Here is a 22,649-nt window from a genome sequence, read left to right as displayed (position 1 = left end):
TTCCGGCAAATCAGCTGTGGGATTCCAGGAATTCCACCAGGCCTTCCCGGCCCTGGTTCCGGGCGTGGTCCAAAGCGGATTCGCCCCGGGCGTCGATGGCGTTGACATCCGCCCCGTTTTCCACCAAAAGGCGTGCAATCCCCTCCTGGTTGAAGGTCACAGCAAAGATCAGGCAGGTCATCCCCATACCGTTGCGCGCATTCACGTCTGCCCCCGAATCTATAAGCAGTTTAGCCGTGTCCGTATAACCCTTGAAACAAACCCCCATCAGGGCCGTATTCCCCGAGCCGTCTTTTTCGTCTATGGGAGCCCCCTTTTCCAGCAGGCAAGCCACCACCTCGTTCTGGTTGTAGTAGGCCGCAAGGACCAGGGGCGTGGAACCCCGCTGGTCCCGGGCGTTGAGCAACTGTGGGTCGGCAGCCAGGGCGCTTTTGACCTCATCGAGGTTGCCCTCCCGGATTTTTTCAAAGAATTGCGTCGTGTCCATAGCTTCAAAAATACAGAATATTGGATAGCCTGATACGCGCTTTCAGGCATTATTCCCAAATCGCAGCTACTGCCCGATTTCGTCGTTTTACGTCCTTGGGTAGATCCCCGTGAAGTTTCCCTCCTCGGTTCAGGTTGTGGGAACCGGGTGTGAAGTCTTCCGGTGCCTGCAGCGGCCTCTTTTCCGTGCCATGGCCGCCGCTGTCGTTGTATATCTCCCATTCCCCCGGATTGAACTCCGGGTTGGCCCGAAATACCTCGCCCCGGCGGAATGCCCCACCATCCTCGAATTCGTGGGATGTCCCGGACCCGTCCTCCCCCGGGACTCCAAAAATATCCACCCGGTTGCCGAACGGGTCAATAAGGACCAGGTTATCGTCCCCGTTGGAATCGGCAGGTCCATTGGAAGATAACACCGCGTCGGCCGAAAAGCCGTACACGGCCTCAAAAGTTTCGGGATTCGACGTGCATACAAGGGTGCCCCCGGGTTCTATCCTGAAACCGTCCAGGTTGAACGGGTTCCCGGGTTCCGGATTGGAATTCGTGTACCGCTGCAGGCTCCAGCCCTTGAGGTCGATCGGCTGGTCGCCCGCATTGTACAATTCCAGGAACCGGGCACCTGTTTCATTGTCGGGATCTGCAAGCTCGGAGATAAACAGGCGATCCGAGCTCACGGGTGGGTAACGGTCCGGACACGCCGGGGCCTCCATATCCAGATCGGATGCGAAACGAAGCAACAAACGGTATTCGGGCGCTTCCCCCAGGAGAATCCCCGTCGCCGTCCCGCTACCCGCGGGCAATTCTTCATCGCGAAATTCGGAATACCCGCTATTGACCAGGCCCAGTCGGGTCCCTGTGCAGCTCAGCAGTGGGACCAGGGTTTCTTCTTCCGTTTCGGCAAAGGGCCGTGATTTAAACTCCGGATCGACCTCCACGTCCTGGATTCGGACCAGCGTATGGACCAGGGTTGAATCGAGGCTTTCTGCCCGGACCGCAGTGGGTTGGATCCCCTCGAAATCCCCGCAATCGGGGGCCAGGCGTTCTGCAGTTGCCAAAGCCGGTAAACGATCCAGGAAGATATTCCCGAAAACTTCCCTGGGGGTCCCCAGGGCATACCCGGAATCCTGAAGCCCGAGATACAGCCCGGGCAACCAGAGCCTCACGCGGGTTCCCGGCGGGAACAGCGCATCGGAACCCACCAGATCCGTCTTCAGGGCAATGCCTGAACGGGGGTTCTCCGCCAGGTCCTGGATATAGATGGTGCCAAAAATATTGCCTTCCCGGTCGGAGGATGCCACCACGCCGGTCAGGTACCTCTCGACGGTAATTTCCGTTGGGGTCCCCGTATACATTCGAAACAGCTCCGGGAAACCGACAGATGCCTCATTCACGTCCTCGCAATCCGACCCTGTCCCCGGATTCGGATCCGAGGGTTCGCAACCTGTGGATTGGACCAGGGCAAAGATTAACACTACCCTTCCCGATAAATTCCAGATTCGATTTAAAAACTCCATGTCACATTTAAATAATACGTTCTACCATACCCATACCAGTAGCGACTCCCGAAAGAAGGGTGGCCGCTTTGGCGGTCTTCTAGATAATCTGCATAAGTAGCCAGGCGACCCTGCTGGTATCCGCCAGTGAGGTGTCTCGTGTCGAAGGCATTGTTTACCCCGACAAATGCCCCGATATAATGCCCTTCGAACAACCAGGACTTTCCCAGGCTGATATTCAGGAGGTAATATCCCGGAAGCGGCCGTTGCTCCCATATTCTCTGTATTACGGGGTCATCTTCCGATAGAGGGGCTGCGACTCCCTCCGGGTCCCGGCGGAAATCCGGTACATACCGCAGCAGGGCCAGGCTTTCGTACTGGCGCCCCAGGTAATTGGCCCGGACGTCCAGCCACCAGTAGCCCGGGTCCCGGTATCGAACCCCCAGTGAACCCGCCACTGTAGGTCCGCCGGAAATCTGCAGGCCATCCAGCCGGGCGTTCCCCGCATCCCAGACTCCCGCTCCGGGCAGGTTTGTGGGTTCCCGGGGATCCGGGAAATAGTACATCCGCAATCGCGGCCGGCCCGAATAGGTGAAGGTGCCCAATGCTGAGGCGAAAGTTGCCGTTACGGCCGGCCCCAACTGATACTCCAGGCCGGTTTCAACGCCCCGGTGCAGGGCTGCCAAGCCGGTGGTAATTTCCCGGAAAAAGGCCGAACCATGGGCTGTTTCGGCATAGTAGGACCGGGCAGACCGCTGGTCGGAAAACCGGGAATAATAGGCGGTAACCCGTCCCTTGATCCTGGGGTACCGCATCCAGTACGTCAGGGCTCCCCCCAGGATTTTCCCGGTCGCTTCCGAGGGAAACGGGCGGTTGTTCTCCCTCGGGTCTACATAGGCTTCGGATAAGAATGGCGGGCGATGGGACAGGCCGAAAACCCCGTGCATCCCATGTCTGCCCGAAAACCGGTAGCCGGCCCCTGCCCGAACGGACAAGGACTTAAAATCCAGGTTATCTCCTCGGCCCAGTGAAGATTGGGGATACCGACCGTTTTGATAAAGGCCTTCGCGGTGGTACCGGGTAGTCCCTCCCTGGATTCCCCCCCAGGCCTCCCAACGGCCCACAGCCGCATGAAACTGGGCAAAGCCCCGAATGGACCGCGCCCTGAGGGAATACGAGTATCCGGCAGTCATTCCCTCTGTTTTTTGTTCCGGCCCCAGGAGGTCGTTCCCCGTACCACTGAAAGGGTCAGAATCCACATGGTATTCCGCCCCCAGCAAATCCACGAGCCGCCGGCCAAAGTCCAGGTTGGCGTCGGAATATTCCAGGCCGGCGCCCGCCCGGAGATTCCGGCTGATCCGGAAAGTTCCCCGGCTCCCGATATACAAACGGCCGCCCTGCCGGAAATCCCCTGTGACGGCATAGCGGGCACGGCCCTGGTGCTCCGGGTTTCGGTTCGCCGCATAGACGGCATCCCAATTGATCTGCGGGTTAGAAACGAAAGCTTTCCGGGCAAGATTCGAATTCGAATAATTCGCCCCGATGGGGCTGTTGTAATAAAAAGACGGAAGGTTTCGATAATACACAGGGTCCGGGTTTGCTGCATCGAAATAACTCAACCGTGTTCGGGTTTGATTCTGAACCTGGTAACCGATAGCGGTCTCCCACCGGGTGCCCCTGGCCCGAAATTCGTGGTTGAAAAATATCAGGGGCTCGGATTCCAGGCGCTGGCGCGCGTTTCGGATGACTCCCCCGGACAGGCCCCACCCCGGGTTGTAACGAGTTCCCATCAGGCCGGCTACCTCAGGGGTCAGGGCCGTGGAAAGACCCCTGCGCGTATTTGCATACACCCCCCCCAGACGGAAGGCATGCTGCGCGTTCGGCGTCCAGTTCATACAGGCATAGACCGCATGGGAATGATAGGGCGTTCCGCGAACGTAACCGGAGGCCCCGTACCTCCACCCGGCGGAAACCATATAGGATAGGCCTGCCTTCCCCGGATGGGAAACGTAGGTAGCCATTAGGCGGTATCGATAGCTCCGGTTACTCGAGGATGCCGTCAACCGCATCCCTTTACGGAGATGGGGGGGATATGCCCGGATATCCGTGAGTCCGAGGGTCCGGCCAAAACCGGCCGGATTGTAATTCCGCCCGGCACTCGAAACCCGGTTCCGTGCAATATCCGTAAGCCCTCCCAGGCTGCTCCATGCCGGCCGACCGTCATATACAGCGTTTAAAGGGACCCCGTTGAACCTCAGGGACACTTCCCGGTTGTCCATCCCGCGCAACCGGAAGAAACCCGCACTAAAATCGAAGGAAGCGCGATTCAGGAACACATCCTGCCGGGCGTGCAGCAGGGGGCTGGAAAGCGCTGCATCCGCCGGGGCGTCCAACTGTTCCCGGGACAGGAGCACCACCTCCGCCTCGTCATCCCAGGTAATTTCCGGCCGCATATACAGGATGCCAAGGTCCGTAATTCCCTGGTCACGGACAGAAACGGTAATTTCCCGGGCAACATAGCCCGCGCAAACCAGGGAAATAATCAAACTGTCCCGGACGGTTTTCAGGGTAAAACGACCGTCTGTCCCGCTCCATACCGCCCGGACGGATCCGCTCGTCCCGGAAGGTTCCACTACCTCAACCCGAACATCCGGCAGGGCTTCCCGGCTCCGGTCGTCCCGCACCTGCCCCCGAACGAGATACTCCTGGGCGCACAAGGCCCGGGGGGCTGCCACCCATAAAAGGAATAGAATATAAACGCCCGCTACTTTTCGCATTTTCCCTGCCGGTTCTGGTTCCGGGATGCAATAGTAACACGGGGGCCTGCAGGTTCCCTGCGTGGCCGCGTAGTACATTTGTCCGCAGATGAATTGGTATAACGCCAGAAGAGGGATTGCCTGTGTTTTACTGGGCCTGCTGCTCCGGGGATGTTTCCCGCCGGGCCTTCCCGCGCCGGAATCCGACCCTGCACCAGGTTTATCCCCTGGGAATGCTAGGGAGCAAGAGGGATTAACCCCCGGGCACTACCGCATCCGGACCCTTGCTTTTTACAATGTGGAAAACCTCTTCGACACGCGGGACGATTCGCTTACGGCAGATGATTCCAGGACCCCGGAAGGGGAGGATCGATGGACTGAGGAGCGGTATCGGGTGAAACTCCGCCGTATTGCAGGGGTATTGTCGGACATCGGACGGGAAACTGCCATGCGTTCGCCGGATTTGATCGGTTTGTGCGAAGTGGAGAACCGGGCGGTGCTGGAAGACCTCCTGGGGCAGGAAGCCCTGCGCACCAAAGGATACGGGGTCGTTCATTACGATTCCCCGGACCGGAGAGGGATTGACGTGGCTTTTCTGTATAAAAAAGCCTGTTTTACCCCCATCGAAAGTGCCAGTCGGCGACTGTTGCTATACGATACCCGGAACCGGCGCCGGTTTACGCGCGATCAATTACTGGTGTACGGGGTGTTGGACGGAGAGCCCGTCTATCTGTCGGTAAACCACTGGCCCTCCCGCAGTGGCGGGGTTGCGGCGACGGAAGCTTACCGCCGGGCAGCGGCATCGCTGCAGCGGGACATCCTGGATTCCGTCCTCCGGCTGGATCCGAATGCCCGCTTCGTCTCGATGGGAGATTATAACGACGACCCCACGGATGCCAGCATCCGGTTCACCCTGGGTTCGGGCAGCAGCCGGGACAGCCTGGCATCGCGGGAATTTTTCAATCCCATGGAACCGCTCTTCCTGGCAGGCAGCGGCTCCCTCGCCTACGGGGATCGCTGGAATTTATTCGACCAACTCATGTTCAACGGAAACTGGTTCCGGGATACAACCGGGTATCGTTTCTGGAAAGCGCGGGTTTTCCGCCCGGACTACCTGCTCACCTCCTCGGGCCCCTACAAGGGCTATCCGTTCCGCACCTATGCAGGCGGTTCCTACCAGGGCGGATACAGCGACCACCTGCCGGTGTATGCCTTCCTGATACGTAAAGAAATAGCGGCAAACTCCGGTGGGGTCCCGGAAAATCCCGAATAACGGAACCCCGCAGATGAATCAATACGGGGTAACTACGGCCTACTTCGAGCTTGTGCCTACTGCGGCTCGGTAACGACGATGTTCCGCCATTTCACCTTGATGCCGCCCCCGTCGTGGATCTGCAGGGCAATGGAGCCTTCGCCCTGGCCGATTTTCTCGTCGGTGAGCGTAATCATTTCCGTACCGTTCAGCCAGGAGGTGATGGTATCTCCGGAGACCATGATTTTCATCGTGTTCCACTCGCCCATCTTTACATCGGGTTTCCCCGCCTCGGGCTTGATGAGCCAGCCGCGGCCATAAGATTCGTAGACCCCGCCCGTATCGTGCCCCGGGGGTGCCACCTCCACCTGCCAGCCGGACACCTTGGTGCCGTCTACTGTGGAGCGGATAAAGACCCCGCTGTTGCCGTCGGACTCCTGCAGGAATTCCAGGGTCAGCACAAAATCCTTGTAGTGCTTATCCGTGGCCAGGTAGCCGTACCCTTTGTCCGGGCCGCTCTCGCACACCAACAATCCGTCTTCCACATACCACTTTTCGGTGCCGTAGACCGTCCAGCCCGACAGGTCCTCGCCATTGAACAATTCCGTTTCCTGGGCCGCCAGGGGCGCGCATACCAGGGCCAGTATCAGGCAATACATGTATTTCATCACAAGTTGTTTTAAATGGGTTATAGTTGTTTGCAGAAGGAGAATCAGTTAAACCAGTTGGCCCAGGGGATGCGGCTGAGGATCAAAAGGAGCCCCAGGCCGTAAAAGATGGCAATACTCTTGAATTTGCCCTTTCCGTCCAGGAACTTTTTATGGCGCGACCAGCCCACGGTGACCAGGGCAATGGCAACAATATTGATCAGGGGGTGTTCCACGGCCAGTAACCGGGCCGCCGCATTCATCCCGCCCATGCCGAGTTCGCTCAGGGCTTTGTAGCCATTGGTGGACACAAAGTAAAGCACGAGCCCCACCAGGAGCTGGATATGGCAGATAATCAATGTAAATAGGCTCAGCCGCAAGTCCTTCTCCATGGTGAATATCCTGTTTTTAGCCAGGCCTGTGAGGGCATTGGCAACGGCCAGGAACAAAAGTGCCAGGGCCACATAGGCCAGGTAGGAGTGGACGGTTTGTAAGATTTCCATGCAGTCGGTTTTCCCGTAAAGGTATTACTTTTTGGCATAAAAAAACCCCGGCGATACCGCCGGGGTTTTCCCTTGAAATCCGGGAGGGTTGACCTCCCGGAAATTCCCGATTATTAAAAGTTGAAGCGCAGGCTGGCGTTCCAGGTACGGCCGAAGCCAAAGAATACCCGGTTGGCCGTGTTGATCCCCTGAAAGGTATCGTCGCCCGGCTCGGCAAAAATGTTTGTATCCGCTTCGGCGATGTACACTTTGTCAAAGACGTTGTTGACGTTCAGCCGGAAACTCATGGTCTTCTCCAGGAAAGGCATGCTGAAGGTCAGGCCGGCATCCATCAGGCCAAAGGACGGCAGTTTCAGGGCGCCTTCCTCCCCGACGTCCGTGGCGTCAAACTGGGCGTACAGGTTGTCGGCATAGCGGTAGCCGGCGTCCACGCTCAGGTTGTCGAGGATATTGTAGTCGGCCCCGATAAAGGCGGTGAACTGGGCGGCATCGCCCACCTTAACACCATCGAGCGGCAGGATCTCCTGCTGCTCTACCCCGTCGATGACGATCGGGTTGTTCTCCGCGTCGAAGTACGTGGCACTTACATCGTCCTGATATTGCCAGTTTCCGACAGAAAGCATCCCGGTGAGGGTCAGGGCGTCGGCAACCCGCAGTTGCGCATCCACCTCTACCCCGGTGTGTACCTGGGTAATCCCGAGCAGGTTGGCGCTGCCTCGGATCTCATCCGGCTCCCCGGCATTGAACGTGGCGGAAACAGACTCAAAGCGGTCTTTCCAGCTGGTGCGGTACAGGTTCACGTTCGCGCGGAACATGGAGCTGCGGTAACCGTACCCGAGTTCAAACCCGGTAATCTTCTCGTTGGTGAGGTTCGGGTTGAGCGTGTTGGAGAAGTTGATGTAAACCGCGTCGAACAACGGCTGCTTGCTGTAATAGCCCGCATTGGCGAAGATGTTGTGGTTCGCGTCGATGTTCCAGTTAACACCCCCCTTGACGTTTCCGCCGAGGATGTTCTCGTAATCGGTTTGCTCCGGAGGTACCTCGTTGAAGAATTCCTCCCGGGCAAAGCCCTGGTTGGAAAGCGATCCCTGGACAAAGCCCACGATGTCTTCCGTAAAGCGGTACTCCGCCTGTCCGAAAACACCCATCCAGTTTACGAGGCCCGTATTGTAGTAGTCAATTTTCTCCTCCTCGTCGATATCCCCGAATACCCACCACGGCTGGTTGGCATTGTAGGTTTCAAAGAACAGCGGGTTCGGGTCGTTGTTCTGGTTATCGGTTTGCAGGTAGGCATCCCCCCCGAGCAAGTTGTTCACCCGGCGGTAGTGGTATCCGGTGTAGCGACGCAGGTCGATACCGAAATCGACGGTCAGCTGGTCTGAGAACTGGTTGGTCAGGTTGGCAAGCACCCCGTACCAGTTGTGGGAGTTGATGGAAGCCCGACGGGAAATCCCGTTCGCATCCGAGCGGTCGCCGCTTCCCTGGTTCACATACAGGCCGTTGGTTTGCTCGCGCTGTACGATGGAGCCGTCGAACATGACGGGTGCCCCGCTGTTGTACGCGAAGATCCGGTCTACGTCCACGAGCCCGTTGGCGGTTTTCCAGCGGCCGTCAAATTGGCGGGCACCGGCAGAACGCCCGATCTCCCCGGTTCCACCACCCCGGCCGAAAGAGGCGTAGGTGGAAGTTTCCAGCGTGGAGACCTCGTTGATATCCCAGGTCCAGTTCAGGCTGATCACCGGCTTGTGGTAGAAGTTCCGGCGGAAGCTGAACTCCTTTCCGTTCAGGTAGCCCCAGTCGCTGTTGTAGCGGCGGTCCGGGTCTACCCCGTTGTCGCTGTACTGGATGTAATCGGCAATCGAGGGGGCAAAGCTCCGCTGGTGGTGCCATTGGGGCGCGCCGGTTACCATGAATTCCAGGTTGTGGTCCCCGGAAGTGTACCCGAGGCCGAGGAAAAAGTTATAGCCTTCAAACTGGGTCCCGTCGGCATACATGCTGCCCGCCGTGCGGCTCAGCAGCAGGGAGGCGGAAAACCCGTTCTCCAGAATCCCGGAAGAATAGGAAGCGATGGATTTAAAGTACTCGTTGTTCCCTACGGTGGCGCCGAAGGACCCGCCCTCGGTTTGCTTGGAACTCTTGGTGATTACGTTGATCGTACCCCCGACAGAGGAAATAGCGAGTTTGGAAGAACCCAGACCCCGCTGTACCTGGATGGCCGAAGTCACGTCCGAAAGTCCGGCCCAGTTACTCCAGTATACCTGCCCGTTTTCCATGTCGTTGACCGGGATACCGTTGATCATCACGGCCGAGTTGTTGGTGTCAAAACCCCGGATGTTCACCCGGGCATCCCCGAATCCACCCCCGCTCTTGGTAGCGTAGATAGAAGGGGTTGTGTTGAGGATTTCCGGGAATTCCTGGGATCCCAACTTAAGCTGGATCTCCTCGGCCCGTACGGTGGAAACTGCCACCGGTGTTTCCCGGTCCCTGGCGATATCCTGTACCCCGGTTACGATTACGCCTTCCAGCACTTCCACATTGGGCATCAGCTGGATGGTTCCCAGGCTTGCAGACCCGGAGAAAGAAACCTCCTGGGGCATAAACCCGATATAGGTGACCACGAGCACCCCGCTATCCGTACTGGCTTCAAGGGTAAAGTTTCCGTCAAAATCGGTAGTGGTTCCGTTGGTTGTCCCTTTAACGACAACCGAAGCTCCGGGCAGCGGACCACCCATCTCCCCGTCGGTGACGGTCCCGGTCAGCGTCGCCTGAGCATGGCTGGCCAAAGCTGCAAAAACCAGGATAAAGGTTAAGGCTAATTTTTTCATGTTCTGTGTTATTTTGGTTTTGAAATGTGGTGCAAAAGTGGCGCAGATTGCGCACTTAAGCATTAAGGGAATGTTAAATTCCCCGGGGCAAATTTAACACAAAATTTGTCTAAACTATGCTGATCCGCAACAAGTTATACAATAGCGTTAACAGTTGCGACTTCGGTAAGTTAACTCTTAAAATATTGCAAAAGTTGCAATGTGGAGGTGTCGTGATTGCCAACTTGCCCGCTGGTGAGTTCCGAGAGGATCGTCGAGGCCAGCTGCTTGCCGAGCTCCACCCCCCACTGATCGTAACTGAAGATGTTCCAGATAACCCCCTGGACAAAGATTTTGTGCTCGTAGAGCGCTACCAGGGCGCCCAGGCTTTCCGGGCTCAGCCGCTCTATCAGGATTGTGTTGGTGGGCTTGTTCCCTTCAAACACCTTAAAGGGCAGCAGGTTTTCCAGGGCGTCGTCACCGAGGCCCTGACCGCTGAGTTCGTCGCGCACTGCTTCCGGGGTCTTCCCGTTCATCAGCGCCTCGGTCTGTGCAAAGAAATTAGCCATCAGTTTTAGATGGTGCTCCCTGTCTCCGTGGAGGGAATGCCGGAAACCGATAAAATCGGCCGGGATGAGTTTGGTGCCCTGGTGGATGAGCTGGAAAAAGGCGTGTTGGGAATTGGTACCCGGCTCCCCCCAGATAATTGTCCCGGTTTGGTAGGCCACGGGTACGCCGTTGCGGTCCACGCTTTTGCCGTTGCTTTCCATAATCCCCTGCTGCAGGTAGGCAGGCAGCCGGTGGAGGTACTGCGAATAGGGGATCACCGCTTCGGTTTCCGCGCCGTGGAAATTGTTGTACCAGATACTCAGCAGGCCCAGGATCACCGGGATATTCTCCTTCCAGGGCGCTTCCCGGAAATGCCGGTCCATCGACCGGGCCCCGGAAAGCAGGGCTTCAAACTGGTCAAAGCCTATGGAAAGCGCTATGGACAACCCCACGGCGCTCCAGAGCGAAAACCGGCCGCCCACCCAGTCCCACATGGGAAAGACGTTCGCATCCGCGATGCCGAATTCCTCAATTTTTGCGGTGTTGGTCGATACGGCGGCAAAGTGTTTGGCAATGTCGGCCTGCGTGGCGTGCTCCAGGAACCATTTCTTTATCGTCAGGGCATTGCTGAGGGTCTCCTGGGTGGTAAAGCTCTTGGAGACGATGACAAACAGGGTGGTTTCCGGATTGAGCTTCCGGAGCGTTTCGTGTACGTGGTCCCCGTCTACATTGCTCACAAAATGCGTGCGGAGGTGGTTGCTGTAAAACTGCAGGGCCTCGGTTACCATCACCGGGCCCAAATCCGACCCGCCAATCCCAACGTTTACCACGTCGGTAAAAGGTTTTCCGGTATATCCTTTTTTGTCCCCGCTAATCACGGCCTCACAGAAAGCCCGCATGTGTTCCCTTACCCTGCCGACTTCCTTTTCCACCGGTTCCCCGTCAATTTCCAGGCCGGAATCCGATCCGTTCCTCAGGGCCGTATGCAAAACAGCACGGCCCTCGGTCTGGTTGATGGCCTCTCCGTCGAAATAGGCATCCATGGCCGTCTCCAGATCGCAAGCCTCGGCCAGGGACAACAGCAGTTCCAGGGTTTCGTCATCAACGCGGTTCTTGGAGTAATCCACGAAAAAACCATTCCACCGGAGGCTCATCCGGGAGGCGCGCTCCGGGTCCGAGGCAAAAAGGTCTTTAATGTGGCGGTTGTGTGTTCTCTCGTAATGGGCTCTGAGCTGGTTCCATGCCTGGGTGGTACTCGGATTAATTTTCGGAAAGGGCATGTTCGGGTTGGTTGAAAGTTAGGAGTTCATCGGAATCAGGAGCCGGCTCGTGCAGTTCCAGGGGGATACAGTCGAGCTGTTCCTTCAGCGGGTTGATATAATCGAAATATTCGGGCTGCCTGGCCTCCGCGAGCGGTTCGGCTTTTGGCAGTTCCTCCCGCAGGGGGTCTACCTGGCGGCCATTTTTCCAGAAGCGGTAGCAAACGTGCGGGCCTCCCGTATTCCCGGTCATCCCGATCCAGCCAATCACGTCGCCCTGTCGCACATAATCGCCCCGCTTTACATTCTGGGCCTTCATGTGCAGGTATTGCGTGCTGTAAGTGCCGTTGTGGCGAATCTTCACGTATTTGCCGTTCCCGCCCCGACGGGTGGATTCCGTAACGACGCCGTCAGCTGTCGCCAGGATGGGCGTGCCAATCGGTGCCGCATAGTCGGTACCCCGGTGGGGCCGTACCTTGTATCCGTAATACCGGATCCGTCGCTTGAGGTTATACCGGGACGACAGCCTGCCAAACCGGATGGGCATGCTCAGGAAGGTCCGCCGCAGGTTTTCGGCCTGGTCGTCGTAGTATTCCATTATGTCCAGGGAATCATTGTGGTAGGCAAAGGCGTATAGCGGTTTCCCCCCGTGCTCAAAATACGCCGCCTTGATGGGCCCGGCCCCGGCATAGAGGCTGTCCTGTATATATTTTTCGTCAAAGATGATCCGGAATTTATCCCCGGCATCCAGTTTCGAAAAGTCTACCGTCCAGGCATAGACCTGCGACAGGTCCAGGGTCACCTGGTAATCCACCCCCAGCTGGTCGATGACCAGGGACAGCGAACCCCCTTCCGGGATTACCCCGGCTACTTCCCGTTCCCTGAAGGAAACCGGGCGTTTTTCCTTATAGGCTACCGCCGAGTCCCGAAAATCCACCACGGTGTAATTGACCCGGTCGTTCTGATAGATAAAAACCTGGGCGGCCTGGGCGGTGTCTTTGGATTTAAGAATCATGTAGGGCTTCCCGACCCGTATCTTCCGCACGTCGAAGGTGTCGCGGTATTTCTCGGATATCTGTGCGATTTTCGGATAATCCACCTTGTTGGCGAGCATCAGCTCCCCAAAGCTGTCCCCGCGGCGGATCGTATCCTGGACCACCTCGAATTCCCTGAGGTCGAAACCGTATTCGAGCCTCGGGGCCAGTTCGGCAACCAAAGGCTCTTCAGGTTTCGATTCGGGTAAGGCCGTTTCGGACGGCCGGTCCTTGCAGGAAGCCAGCACCAGCGCCAGCCCCAGAATGCCCCAGAATATTCGCATACGTTTCAGGTCTGTTTTTCAGGGTTCAGGTGGTGCTCCACCCACTCTTTACCCCAGTTTTCCAATGTTTTCTCGTCGTGGGCTTCCGGAAAGAAGACAATCTTCTGGAAACTCGGAGGCAGAAAGGTCTTCCAGTTGGTCCCCCCCGTAGCCTCGATGGTCTCCTTTTCCTTATTCAGGTACCGGTAAGCGGACCCCATGTGCATCAACGGCCAGTTAACGTTTGCGTTGATGTCCATTTGTTGTAACGCACGGGTGAGCCCTTTATTATTCCGAAGCCCCGTGGGCAAATTTAAGTATTTATGATAAATGGTATTCCCTTTCACCTCGTTGGCGATCCGGATAAAGCGCGGCGTGTACCGGTATTCGAATTGTTTGAGGGTCAGGGTCTTCTCTCCGGTATCCTTGTCTGTGGCCCCTTTTTTCCAGTAAATTTTCTCGTATAGCTCCTCGATCTCCGCATCCGGGTCCAGGCCTTCCCGCTGGGAATGGTGTACCAGGTTCTCCAGGGGGGTCGCATACAATTCAATCATCCGGTACTGGGCAGACTGAAACCCGCTGGCCGGCAACAGCGCCATCCGGTAGCGGAGGAACTGCTCCCGCTCCATCCCGCGAATCATGATGCTGAATGAGGAAATCAGCGCTTTGTAATAATTGTTAATCCGGTTGACCTTTTCGGTGAAGAATCCGATATCCTGGGATTTGTCGTCCACGATCTGCCGCTCTTCGTGCAGGATGAGCTTAAAGTACAACTCGGTAATCTGGTGGTACATGATGAAAATCTCCTCGTCCGGGAAGTGGGTACGGGGAACCTGCAGGCTCAGCAGCGTATCCAGGTGGATGTAATCCCAGTAGGTCAGGTACCGCTGGTATAACAGGCCGTCGAGGTAGGAGGAGAGGTCCTGGCCGGAATCCCTGTACTTGGCTTCCAGTTTCCGGATCTGGGATTCGGTGCGCTCTTTGTTCTCCATGGATGGGCCTTAATCCATAATGATCCGGAACTGGTTCCTCAGGGCATTGTACCCGTCGAGGTCCGCCTTGATTGAGCCCACCGCCAGGTCTGCTTCAATCCGGATCGGGATCTTGTTCCGGTCGTCGGACACCCACAAAGATAAGCTTTCCTGTTCTTTAAACACACGACCGGACTGTACATAAGGCCGGAACTTCAGGCAACGGACCTTGCCGAATTTCGTTTTCACGGTCTCCCGCCCGAGGAATTTCAACCGAAAGGGGAAGATGCCGTCGTCGTCGTAAAGCATGTTGAGCTCAATGCTCTCCCCCACCACCAGGCTTTTGGAATCGTAGTTGTTCCTCAGGTAATAAAAGGCCGAAATCAGGTCCTGGATGGAGGTGCCGATATCGAACTTAAACTTCTTTTCGTTCTTCTTGTCATGGAGGAGCGCGGTGCCTTTTCGGTAGTCGAAGTTGATCTCCATGTCCTTGGTATACCCCCCTTCATCCACCTTGCGGATAAACCGGTAGGGCCGGCCGTCCTCTTGCCCGAAATAGCTTTCGTACGTGTCGTCCACCTTGAAGAAAATACTGGCAAAACCTGTGGTCCGGCCCCGTCCCACCACGTGGTAGACCGGGATGCCGCGAATGGTGTCGGTAGTGATGTGCAGGGTGGCGTAACTGGCGTTGAGGAAACCGTAGTGGATGCGGAATTTCAACCACTCCCCGGCCTTGAAGGCGGGGTACTCCGGAGGTGCCGGCCGGACATCGCCCAGATAGGAGGTGCCCGCGTCTGCCTGCGTCCCGGCCGCGTCTGCCTGGGACCTGCCGGCATCCGCACAGAAGAATATCAGGAGGACTATGAGAGTCAGGGATTTCATCAGGGCAAATTTCATTAAAAATACAATACCATGGGCGGTTCATTCCGCCACATAACACTTATATAAACAAGATTTGTTCCAAAGTATTGCGGGAAATTTCCAGCCGTATTCCCGGGAAGTGCTGCCTTTCCGCCGTAAGAAGCGCTGCCTTTCCGCCGTAAGAAGTTCTGCCTTTCCGCCGTAAGTAGGGCTGCCTCACGCCAAAATGGGCTGCATTGGCGCCGAAAAAGGCACGCATAAAAAAAGCCCCAATCAAGCGATCGGGGCTTTTCCTAAATAACCAACCAAACTTTAAATTATGAAAAACCAATACTTAAAGTTTATAAGGGAACCACCCCTTATGCCACCAAAAATACAATATGGAGCAGACCCCGCCGACATATTTAACGCTCTTTAACTCGGAACTTAACAATACTTTATAAGTTTCGTCCCGAATTTTAAGAAATCAGGGGCCTGGCGCCTGATTTTCCCGGCTCCGGGAACCGGTTTCAGGCGTAGGGCGAATTACAGGGTCCCCCGGGATTCCTGCTCGCGTTCAATGGCCTCAAAAAGCGCCTTGAAGTTGCCTTTCCCGAAGGAACGTGCGCCCTTGCGCTGGATGATTTCAATAAATAGCGTTGGCCGGTCCAGGATGGGCTTCGTAAAGATCTGCAACAGGTAACCCTCCTCATCCCGGTCGATCAGGATGCCCAGGTCTCGCAGCGGCTCCAGTTTCTCGTCGATCTCCCCCACCCGGTCCAGTACGTCTTCGTAGTAGGTGGCCGGGACCCGGAGGAATTCCACCCCCCGGTCGCGCAGGTCGGATACCGTCTTGATGATGTTGTCCGTGGCCAGGGCCATATGCTGCACCCCGGCCCCGTTGTAAAATTCGATGTACTCCTCGATCTGGGATTTCTTCCGGCCTTCGGCGGGCTCGTTGATCGGGAATTTGATCCGGCCGTTCCCGTTGCTCATCACCTTGCTCATCAGGGCGGTGTACTCCGTGGAAATATCTTTGTCGTCAAAGGAGATCAGCTGGGCAAACCCCATCACTTTGGCGTAGAATTCACACCACTTGTTCATCTCGTTCCAACCGACATTCCCCACCATGTGGTCGATGTATTTCAGGCCGGTGGGTTCCGCCCGGTAATGCGGCTCCCAGGCCCGGTATCCGGGCATGAAGGGGCCGTCGTAACCCGAGCGCTCCACAAAGATATGCACGGTCTCCCCGTAGGTATGGATACCGGAAAGCGTCACTTTCCCGTTGTCATCTTCGCGGATTTCAGGCTCCAAATAGGGTTCCGCCCCGCGTTTGACGGTTTCCTCAAAGCTCTTGCGAGCATCGTCCACCCACAGGGCAATGGCCTTGACCCCATCCCCGTGGCGTTCGATATGCCGGTTGATATCGCCACCCGGTTTCAGGGGCGAAGTAAGCACCAGCCGGATTTTGTCCTGCCGGAGCACGTAGGAGACCCGGTCTTTGAGGCCGGTTTCCAGGCCTGCATAGGCTTCCGGCTGGAATCCCCAGGCAGACATATAGTAATGGGCCGCCTGTTTGGCATTCCCGACATAGAGTTCGACGTGGTCCGTACCCAACAAGGGCAGGAAATCCTCTGCCTCGGGATTTTCCACCGGCAGATTCAGGGAAGTATTATCTTTTGTTGACATGGTATTTTGGTATAAGATTAGCACTTGCGGGCCGGGCGGCCCATCAGGATCGCAGGGTAGGCAGTTCCATCACCACATGGCCCGCAGGTGGGAGCTGATATCGATCCGTTTGCCCTTCATATTGTGCTTTTTGCAAATATCGTAAAAAAGACGCTGCGTTTCAACCGCACGGCTGGCCGGCCACCGGATTCAGAACCAGTAACCGATGCTCACAAAGAACAAATTGTCCTTGCCTTCCGGCGACCAGGAATAAAGCACCTGCACCGGGCCGAAAAAAGATTCCCAGGCGTACCCGAGGCCGTAACCCGAATAATCCGGTGCCGTAAACCAATCGCCCGTGCGGAAGAGGTCGTCGGCTACGTTCGAGTAGTTGGCGGCAAACAGCAGGTGGTTTTTCTGGGTGAATTCCCAGTCGGCGCGTGCATAGGCCTTCACGTAGCTGTTGCCCGGCAGGCTCAGAAAGTCATAGCCCAGAAAGGGTGTGAAATTGTTGATCAGGCTGCTCCCGTATCCCCCGAGGACAAAATCGAAGGTAGAAACATTGGAGGTCCCCAGTTTAAAGCCGCCTTCGGTCTCCAGGTTCAGGCTCAGGTTCCCCGCCAGCGGAAAGGCCGTTCCCATCCGGGCCTTGGCGATGGAAAACTCCTTGAAATTGCCCGTAAAGTCCGAAGAGAGGATATAGAAGTGGAAATCCCCGTCAAAGTACAGGCCGCGTGTGGGGAAATACCGGTCGTCGTAGGTGTCCAGGGTCAGTTTGCCGTAGGTGCTGAAATAATTGCTGTTTTCAAAATAAACCCGCCCGCCGCGAGGCGCCGGGGGGTTCTCCCCGGGCTCCTGAACCCGGTTCAGGGTCTCCGTGGAATATTTTAAAAGCTTGTGCTCCAACCCCAGGCTAAAGGCAAATTCCTCCCGCAGCACCGTTTGCAGGTACAACTGGTTGGTCAGGTCGACCACCTCCAGGTTGATGTTGTTGATGTTCTCGTCGTCCGGCACGTCAAAGTTGCTGCGGATCAGGTCGTAGTTGATCTCCTGGTCGAACCCGTTAAAGCGGGAGTTCAGCCCGAAGCTCCAGTAGGTGCCCTTGTCCACGTAGTACTCGGCGTTGTACCGGATGTTGTCTCCCAGGATCACGTCCAGGGAACCCACGTCATCATCCAACAGGAAGCTCTTCCGGGTCAGGTTGATCAGGGCAGCGCTCTGGTAGAGGTCGTCGTAGTGCGCCCCGATACGTATAAAGGTCTTGGTCGGGTTTTCCTGCAACTGCAGGATCAGGTCCTGGCCCAGGCCGTTGGACACCAGTTTGTAGCGGATCGTCTTGAAGTTTCCGGTGGCGGAAAGGTTGCTGATCCCCTGTTGCAGTTTCTCAAAGGGGATGGGCTCGGCCAGGTCAAAGCGGAGTTTTCCCTTGACGTATCCCCTGGTGTAGTTGTTGTTCCCCGTAATGAGCAGGCGGTTGATGACGATGGAATCCGCAACAGGCAGGTTCGGGCGGCGACTGGGTTTCCGGGTTTGGCGGGCCGCCACCCGGCGGAGTTCGTCGAATTGTTTCTTGGCGGCTTTTACCCCGGAGGCGATGATCGTGTCGCGCAGGCCGAAATCGATTACGGAATACGACTGGATATCCGGCTTGATGTAGATGTCCGTGCGCGCCCTTTTTTCCTCCATGTTCCCGACCGTCCGGTAATTGTTGATTTGCAGGAGGATCTCCGTGGCCGACAAAAGCGCCTCCCGGTCGCGGAGCCCGTGTTGCACATCCACCCCGATTACCACCTGGGCCCCACGTTCCCGGACCTCGTCCACCGGGTAGTTGTTGAGCACGCCCCCATCGATTAAGATCCGCCCGTCTACCTCCGTAGGTTCAAAGAGGGAGGGAAAGGTGCCGCTGGCCATGATCGCTTCCGGCAGGTAACCGCTGTCCAGCAGGATTTCCTCCCCGGTTTCCACGTCGGTGGCGATGCAAAAGAAGGGGATCGGCAGGCGGCTGAAATCCTCCACGTCCTTTACGTGATAGAGCGCCTGCACCAATTCGTTGTAGATGTTCTGACCCCCCGAAATCGCCGGAGGAAAAGACACTTTAAAGCCCGTGAATGGCAGGGTGAGGGCGTACCGCTCCGTATCCTCTTTTTCGTAAAAGGATTTGGCGCTTCGCGGCAGGTTGTCCTGGATGAGGTTGGTAAAATCCGTATTTGTGAAAAGGGAGTCCAGTTTCCGGGCCGAGTACCCGGAGGCATATAGCGCCCCGACAATCGCCCCCATGCTCGTACCGCCGATATAGTCAATCCGGACACCCGCCTCCTCGATCATCCGCAGCGCCCCGATATGGGCGAGCCCCTTGGCCCCGCCCCCGCTGAGGACCAACCCGACCTTCAGGTCTCCATCCAGAGTATTTTCCTGGGCGAATCCGGTGACCAAACCCAGCAGTAAGAGGCAGATAATAGGCAGAGGGCGCATGGTGTGAAGGTACTTCATTCGCGCAAACTTTCATAGATTTTCCGGGCTTTTGAAGGCCCTACTTCGGCTGCGAGTTCCGCCTCGGAAGCCGCCCGTATCCGCTTTACGGATTTGAATTTTCTCAGGAGCTGCCGGGCCGTTTTTTCGCCCACCCCGTCAATCTGTTCAAGGGCCGAGCTGATGGCCGCCATACTGCGCTTCTTGCGGTGGTGGGTGATCCCGAACCGGTGCGCCTCGTTGCGCAGTTGCTGGATAACGCGGAGGGTTTCCGATTTTTTGTCCAGATAGAGCGGGATCGGATCCTTCGGGAAATAGATCTCCTCGAGCCGTTTGGCGATCCCGATGATGGCAATGGTCCCCCGCAACCCGAGTACGTCGAGGCTCTTCAGCGCGGCAGACAGCTGGCCCTTTCCCCCGTCGACCACGATGAGTTGCGGCAGGGAGTCCCCCTGGTCGAGCATCCGCCGGTACCGGCGATGGACCACTTCAGTCATCGATGCGAAATCGTCCGGTCCCTCCACGGTCCGGATATTGAAGTGCCGGTATTCCTTTTTCGAGGGCTTTCCGTCCCGGAACACCACGCAGGCCGCCACGGGATTGCTCCCCTGGATATTCGAGTTGTCGAAACACTCAATATGCCGGGGCTCCTCCGATAGGCGCAGGTCCTTCTTCATCTGTTCCATCAGCCGGTTCACGTGCCGGTCCGGGTCCGTAATCCGGATCTGCTTAAAGCGTTCCTGCCGGAAGAACTTCGCGTTGCGCAGGGATAGCTCCACGATCTTGCGCTTGTCGCCCCGGCTGGGCACCGTAACCCGCACCGGGCCGGCCACCGGCACTTCAAAGGGCAGGTAGACTTCCTCGGAATCCGAACCGAAGCGCTCCCGGAGTGTGACGATTGCAAGGGCCAGCAGGTCCTCGTCGGACTCCTCGAGCTTTTTCTTTATCTCGATGGTGTGGGATCGGACCACCAGGCCGTGGGCGATTTGCATGTAGTTCACATAGGCATGGGTGGGGTCCGACACAATCGAAAACACATCGACATCCGTGATCTTGGGGTGGACCACCGTGGACTTTGACTGGTAATTCTCCAGGATTTCCACCTTCTCCTTGATCTGCTGGGCCTCTTCAAACCGCGTCTCCCCGGCCAGCTGCTTCATCCTGCGCCGGAAATACTGAAGGGACGAACCGAAATTCCCCCGGATAATCTGCCGGATATCGTCTACCTGCCGCATGTAGGAGGCCTCGTCCTGCAACCCTTCGCAGGGTCCCAGGCAATTCCCCAGGTGGTATTCCAGGCATACCTTGTACTTTCCGTCCCGGATCTTCTCCGCGGCCAGGTCGTAGTTGCAGGTGCGCAGGGGGTAGACGCTCCGGATGAGCTCCAGGAGTGCCCGCACCGTTTTCATGGAAGTATACGGCCCGAAATATTCAGACCCGTCTTCGATCCGGTTCCGCGTTGGGAAAATCCTGGGGAAGCGTTCGTTTTTGATACAGAGCCAGGGATAGGACTTATCATCCCGGAGGAGCACGTTGTACCGGGGCTGGTGTTCCTTGATCAGGTTGTTTTCGAGCAACAGCGCATCCGATTCGGTGGGCACAACGATATGCCGGATCGAACGGATTTTTTTCACGAGTACCCGGGTCTTCCCGCTGTCGTGCTTCTTGGTAAAGTAGGAGCCGACCCGTTTCTTCAGGTTCTTGGCTTTCCCGACGTAGAGCATTCGCTGGTCTGCGTCATAGAATTGATACACCCCCGGGCTTTCGGGCAGCGTTTTCAATTGGATTTCCAGCGGGGTTTGGCTCATTGCTCGGCTTTCCTTACAAAGATACGCTTCCGGCAATTTTAGATGGATACGGTTCGGCCAATTCACAGCTCCTTAGATTTCGCCGGGATACCGGGTCCTGGAATCGGGCTGGCGGAAATTCCGGCCCTGCATTCCCGGGCAGGGGCATGGGAAGGACTGCATGGAGTTTGCACAGGGCAGGAATATATTCAGGATAAACAGCCGGCATGGCTTCAGGATCAGAGAATTGAATGGCGCACGGCCTTAAAAGTGTTGTTTTACACACATAAAAGTTAAAATAATGTCAAAATTGTGCATTTCATCGATAAATTATTACCGTTTAAAGTTTCCCTGATGATTTTTTTACTTATTTTTAAAGCGTCAAAATCGGGCATTTATATGGATAATTACCTCGTTACGCTGGGGATGTACCTCATATTGATGCTGTTTTTCAAGATCTACCTTGCGGTTTCCGCTAAGGACTAGTTGTATTAAATGCTCCCCCACCCCACAACAGGCGTTTAATCGACGGGCGATGTTGAAAAATGAGCTTCGATTGAACTTTTTGCAACTCCGGCAAAATCTAGCAGACACTACCTATCAAGCCGCCAGCAAGGCAATTGCTGAGCGGGTTTTTCATTTGCCTGTCTCCGGGAAAACCCGGTTTCACCTCTTCCTGCCGATCCGGTCGAAAAAGGAAATCGACACGGCTTACCTGCAAGCGGAACTCCGGAAACGGGGCAAGGAGATCGTCATCCCCCGGGTTGTCGGCAAGGGGGAACTCAAGCACTACCTGACCACCCCGGAAACCCGCTTTATAACGAGCCCCTGGGGGATTCCGGAACCCGAAGGCGCGGAAGAAGTTCCGCCGGAGTCCCTGGACGTGGTTTTTATCCCCCTGCTCGCATTTGACGCCGGCGGGCATCGGGTGGGTTACGGCGGGGGATACTACGACCGTTTCCTGCAGCATTGCCGGGAAGATGCCCTGCGGATCGGCTTGTCGTTCTTTGGCCCGGTACCTGCCATCGAAGACCTGCACGACGGCGACCTGCAGATGCACTATGCCGTTACCCCGGAAACTATTTATGAATTCTGATTGCGCGGGCTGAAGCAGGTTCGAATCTCGGCTTTCTTACGATTAGATCGCTTCCTTCCCAATAGATCGATTCCTGCCGTTTCATACGCTTCTTCTTAACCCCCCGCCTTATTGCACCTCCCGGGCCGTAGCATCCCCGGCAGGGGAAAACGCTTTTTTGTTGAAGACAAGCAGGATGCCGACACCGGTGCTGATGGCCGTATCGGCGATATTGAACACAGGGGCAAAAAAGCGGAAGGAATCGCCGCCCAGCCAGGGGACCCATTCGGGCCACCGGCTGTCGATGATCGGGAAATAAAGCATGTCCACCACCTTGCCGTAGAACAGGCTGTCGTAGTTATCCTCTGCCAGAAAGGTGGCCACCTGCCCGTAGCTGTGGTCGAAGAGCACCCCGTAGAAAACCGAATCGATGATATTGCCCACGGCCCCGGCGAAAATAAGGCTGACGGCCAGGACCAGGGTCCGGTTGGCCTGCTTCTTCAGGAGGTCCCACAACCAGTAGCCAATTCCCGCGATGGCCAGTAAGCGGAATAGTGTCAGGAAGAGTTTGGCTTTCCGTTCGGAAACGGGGAATATGTCACTGAGCTTGGTCCCCCAGGCGGCTCCCTCGTTTTCGATGAAGTAAATTTTGAACCACGAAAACACCTCCACGGATTCTTCCAGGTGGAAATGGGTTTTTACGTAGATTTTGCTGATCTGATCGACGATCAGGACCGCCGCGACCAGGAAGAGGGATTTTTTCAGGTGCATCCTGCCTAATTGATAGGGGCAA

Annotated in this window: 16 protein-coding genes; 2 read left to right on the top strand and 14 right to left on the bottom strand. The window is 56.5% G+C overall.

The annotated features are described in order from the left end of the window. Nucleotides 1-10: 10 nt before the first annotated feature. The 3 genes from RB2501_RS04490 to RB2501_RS04480 are packed head-to-tail and all read right to left on the bottom strand — an operon-like array spanning nt 11 to nt 4,756. On the bottom strand, nt 11-487 hold the full coding sequence (locus tag RB2501_RS04490) for an ankyrin repeat domain-containing protein (RefSeq protein ID WP_015753564.1): 477 nt from the start codon (nt 485-487) through the stop codon (nt 11-13). A 49-nt stretch (nt 488-536) separates the two neighbouring features. Then, nucleotides 537-1,958, bottom strand: coding sequence for a DUF5689 domain-containing protein (locus RB2501_RS04485; protein WP_187289183.1), 1,422 nt, complete (start codon nt 1,956-1,958; stop codon nt 537-539). 29 nt (nt 1,959-1,987) lie between these two features. Beyond that, a complete protein-coding gene (locus RB2501_RS04480; RefSeq protein ID WP_148214293.1) occupies nt 1,988-4,756 on the bottom strand; it encodes a TonB-dependent receptor in 2,769 nt (922 codons plus the stop codon). A gap of 277 nt (nt 4,757-5,033) precedes the next feature. On the opposite strand from RB2501_RS04480, the gene RB2501_RS04475 reads away from it, so the two are divergent. Then, nucleotides 5,034-6,008 (top strand): endonuclease/exonuclease/phosphatase family protein, encoded by a 975-nt coding sequence (locus RB2501_RS04475; protein WP_238528104.1) that lies wholly within the window; start codon nt 5,034-5,036, stop codon nt 6,006-6,008. Between the two features lie 56 nt (nt 6,009-6,064). Here the strand turns inward: RB2501_RS04475 and RB2501_RS04470 are convergent, their stop codons facing one another. The 10 genes from RB2501_RS04470 to uvrC all read right to left on the bottom strand — a co-directional run bounded on the left by RB2501_RS04470 (nt 6,065) and on the right by uvrC (nt 20,802). Next, a complete protein-coding gene (locus RB2501_RS04470; RefSeq protein WP_015753560.1) occupies nt 6,065-6,655 on the bottom strand; it encodes a 3-keto-disaccharide hydrolase in 591 nt (196 codons plus the stop codon). A gap of 44 nt (nt 6,656-6,699) precedes the next feature. Then, nucleotides 6,700-7,137, bottom strand: a complete 438-nt coding sequence (locus RB2501_RS04465) for a hypothetical protein (protein ID WP_015753559.1) — start codon at nt 7,135-7,137, stop codon at nt 6,700-6,702. A 113-nt stretch (nt 7,138-7,250) separates the two neighbouring features. Continuing rightward, nucleotides 7,251-9,962 carry a TonB-dependent receptor gene (locus tag RB2501_RS04460; protein WP_015753558.1) on the bottom strand — a complete coding sequence of 904 codons (2,712 nt, stop codon included), beginning with the start codon at nt 9,960-9,962 and terminating at the stop codon, nt 7,251-7,253. A 170-nt stretch (nt 9,963-10,132) separates the two neighbouring features. Next, on the bottom strand, nt 10,133-11,770 hold the full coding sequence (gene pgi, locus RB2501_RS04455; RefSeq protein ID WP_015753557.1) for a glucose-6-phosphate isomerase: 1,638 nt from the start codon (nt 11,768-11,770) through the stop codon (nt 10,133-10,135). Continuing rightward, entirely contained in the window at nt 11,751-13,067 is a 1,317-nt protein-coding gene (locus tag RB2501_RS04450; protein ID WP_015753556.1) for a peptidoglycan DD-metalloendopeptidase family protein, read from the bottom strand. The genes pgi and RB2501_RS04450 overlap by 20 nt, the downstream gene beginning before the upstream one ends. A 5-nt stretch (nt 13,068-13,072) precedes the next feature. After that, nucleotides 13,073-14,038 (bottom strand): tryptophan 2,3-dioxygenase family protein, encoded by a 966-nt coding sequence (locus tag RB2501_RS04445; RefSeq protein ID WP_015753555.1) that lies wholly within the window; start codon nt 14,036-14,038, stop codon nt 13,073-13,075. A 9-nt stretch (nt 14,039-14,047) separates the two neighbouring features. After that, complete coding sequence (locus RB2501_RS04440; protein ID WP_148214292.1) at nt 14,048-14,899, bottom strand: DUF3108 domain-containing protein; 852 nt, start codon at nt 14,897-14,899, stop codon at nt 14,048-14,050. 504 nt (nt 14,900-15,403) lie between these two features. Further along, the gene (gene hppD, locus RB2501_RS04430; protein ID WP_015753552.1) at nt 15,404-16,546 is read right to left on the bottom strand and encodes a 4-hydroxyphenylpyruvate dioxygenase; all 1,143 of its coding nucleotides are present in this window, start codon (nt 16,544-16,546) and stop codon (nt 15,404-15,406) included. A 189-nt stretch (nt 16,547-16,735) separates the two neighbouring features. Next, on the bottom strand, nt 16,736-19,015 hold the full coding sequence (locus tag RB2501_RS04425; protein ID WP_015753551.1) for a patatin-like phospholipase family protein: 2,280 nt from the start codon (nt 19,013-19,015) through the stop codon (nt 16,736-16,738). After that, the gene (uvrC, locus tag RB2501_RS04420) at nt 19,012-20,802 is read right to left on the bottom strand and encodes an excinuclease ABC subunit UvrC (RefSeq protein WP_015753550.1); all 1,791 of its coding nucleotides are present in this window, start codon (nt 20,800-20,802) and stop codon (nt 19,012-19,014) included. Before uvrC ends, RB2501_RS04425 begins: the two co-directional genes overlap by 4 nt. 514 nt (nt 20,803-21,316) lie before the next feature. Between uvrC and RB2501_RS04415 the strand changes: the two genes are divergently transcribed. Continuing rightward, nucleotides 21,317-21,877, top strand: a complete 561-nt coding sequence (locus RB2501_RS04415) for a 5-formyltetrahydrofolate cyclo-ligase (RefSeq protein WP_015753548.1) — start codon at nt 21,317-21,319, stop codon at nt 21,875-21,877. Between the two features lie 108 nt (nt 21,878-21,985). Here the strand turns inward: RB2501_RS04415 and RB2501_RS04410 are convergent, their stop codons facing one another. After that, entirely contained in the window at nt 21,986-22,627 is a 642-nt protein-coding gene (locus tag RB2501_RS04410; RefSeq protein ID WP_015753547.1) for a lipoprotein signal peptidase, read from the bottom strand. Nucleotides 22,628-22,649: the final 22 nt, after the last annotated feature.

Source organism: Robiginitalea biformata HTCC2501, from assembly GCF_000024125.1.
GTDB lineage: Bacteria > Bacteroidota > Bacteroidia > Flavobacteriales > Flavobacteriaceae > Robiginitalea > Robiginitalea biformata.
This window is presented reverse-complemented; position numbering and strand designations above follow the sequence as displayed.

Coding starts and splice junctions, on each gene's coding strand:
- hppD (WP_015753552.1), bottom strand. CDS start 16,546: ATGTCAACAAAAGATAATACTTCCCTGAATCTGCCGGTGGAAAATCCC.
- pgi (WP_015753557.1), bottom strand. CDS start 11,770: ATGCCCTTTCCGAAAATTAATCCGAGTACCACCCAGGCATGGAACCAG.
- RB2501_RS04470 (WP_015753560.1), bottom strand. CDS start 6,655: ATGAAATACATGTATTGCCTGATACTGGCCCTGGTATGCGCGCCCCTG.
- uvrC (WP_015753550.1), bottom strand. CDS start 20,802: ATGAGCCAAACCCCGCTGGAAATCCAATTGAAAACGCTGCCCGAAAGC.
- RB2501_RS04425 (WP_015753551.1), bottom strand. CDS start 19,015: ATGAAGTACCTTCACACCATGCGCCCTCTGCCTATTATCTGCCTCTTA.
- RB2501_RS04445 (WP_015753555.1), bottom strand. CDS start 14,038: ATGGAGAACAAAGAGCGCACCGAATCCCAGATCCGGAAACTGGAAGCC.
- RB2501_RS04450 (WP_015753556.1), bottom strand. CDS start 13,067: ATGCGAATATTCTGGGGCATTCTGGGGCTGGCGCTGGTGCTGGCTTCC.
- RB2501_RS04480 (WP_148214293.1), bottom strand. CDS start 4,756: ATGCGAAAAGTAGCGGGCGTTTATATTCTATTCCTTTTATGGGTGGCA.
- RB2501_RS04440 (WP_148214292.1), bottom strand. CDS start 14,899: ATGAAATCCCTGACTCTCATAGTCCTCCTGATATTCTTCTGTGCGGAT.
- RB2501_RS04415 (WP_015753548.1), top strand. CDS start 21,317: ATGTTGAAAAATGAGCTTCGATTGAACTTTTTGCAACTCCGGCAAAAT.
- RB2501_RS04465 (WP_015753559.1), bottom strand. CDS start 7,137: ATGGAAATCTTACAAACCGTCCACTCCTACCTGGCCTATGTGGCCCTG.
- RB2501_RS04490 (WP_015753564.1), bottom strand. CDS start 487: ATGGACACGACGCAATTCTTTGAAAAAATCCGGGAGGGCAACCTCGAT.
- RB2501_RS04460 (WP_015753558.1), bottom strand. CDS start 9,962: ATGAAAAAATTAGCCTTAACCTTTATCCTGGTTTTTGCAGCTTTGGCC.
- RB2501_RS04410 (WP_015753547.1), bottom strand. CDS start 22,627: ATGCACCTGAAAAAATCCCTCTTCCTGGTCGCGGCGGTCCTGATCGTC.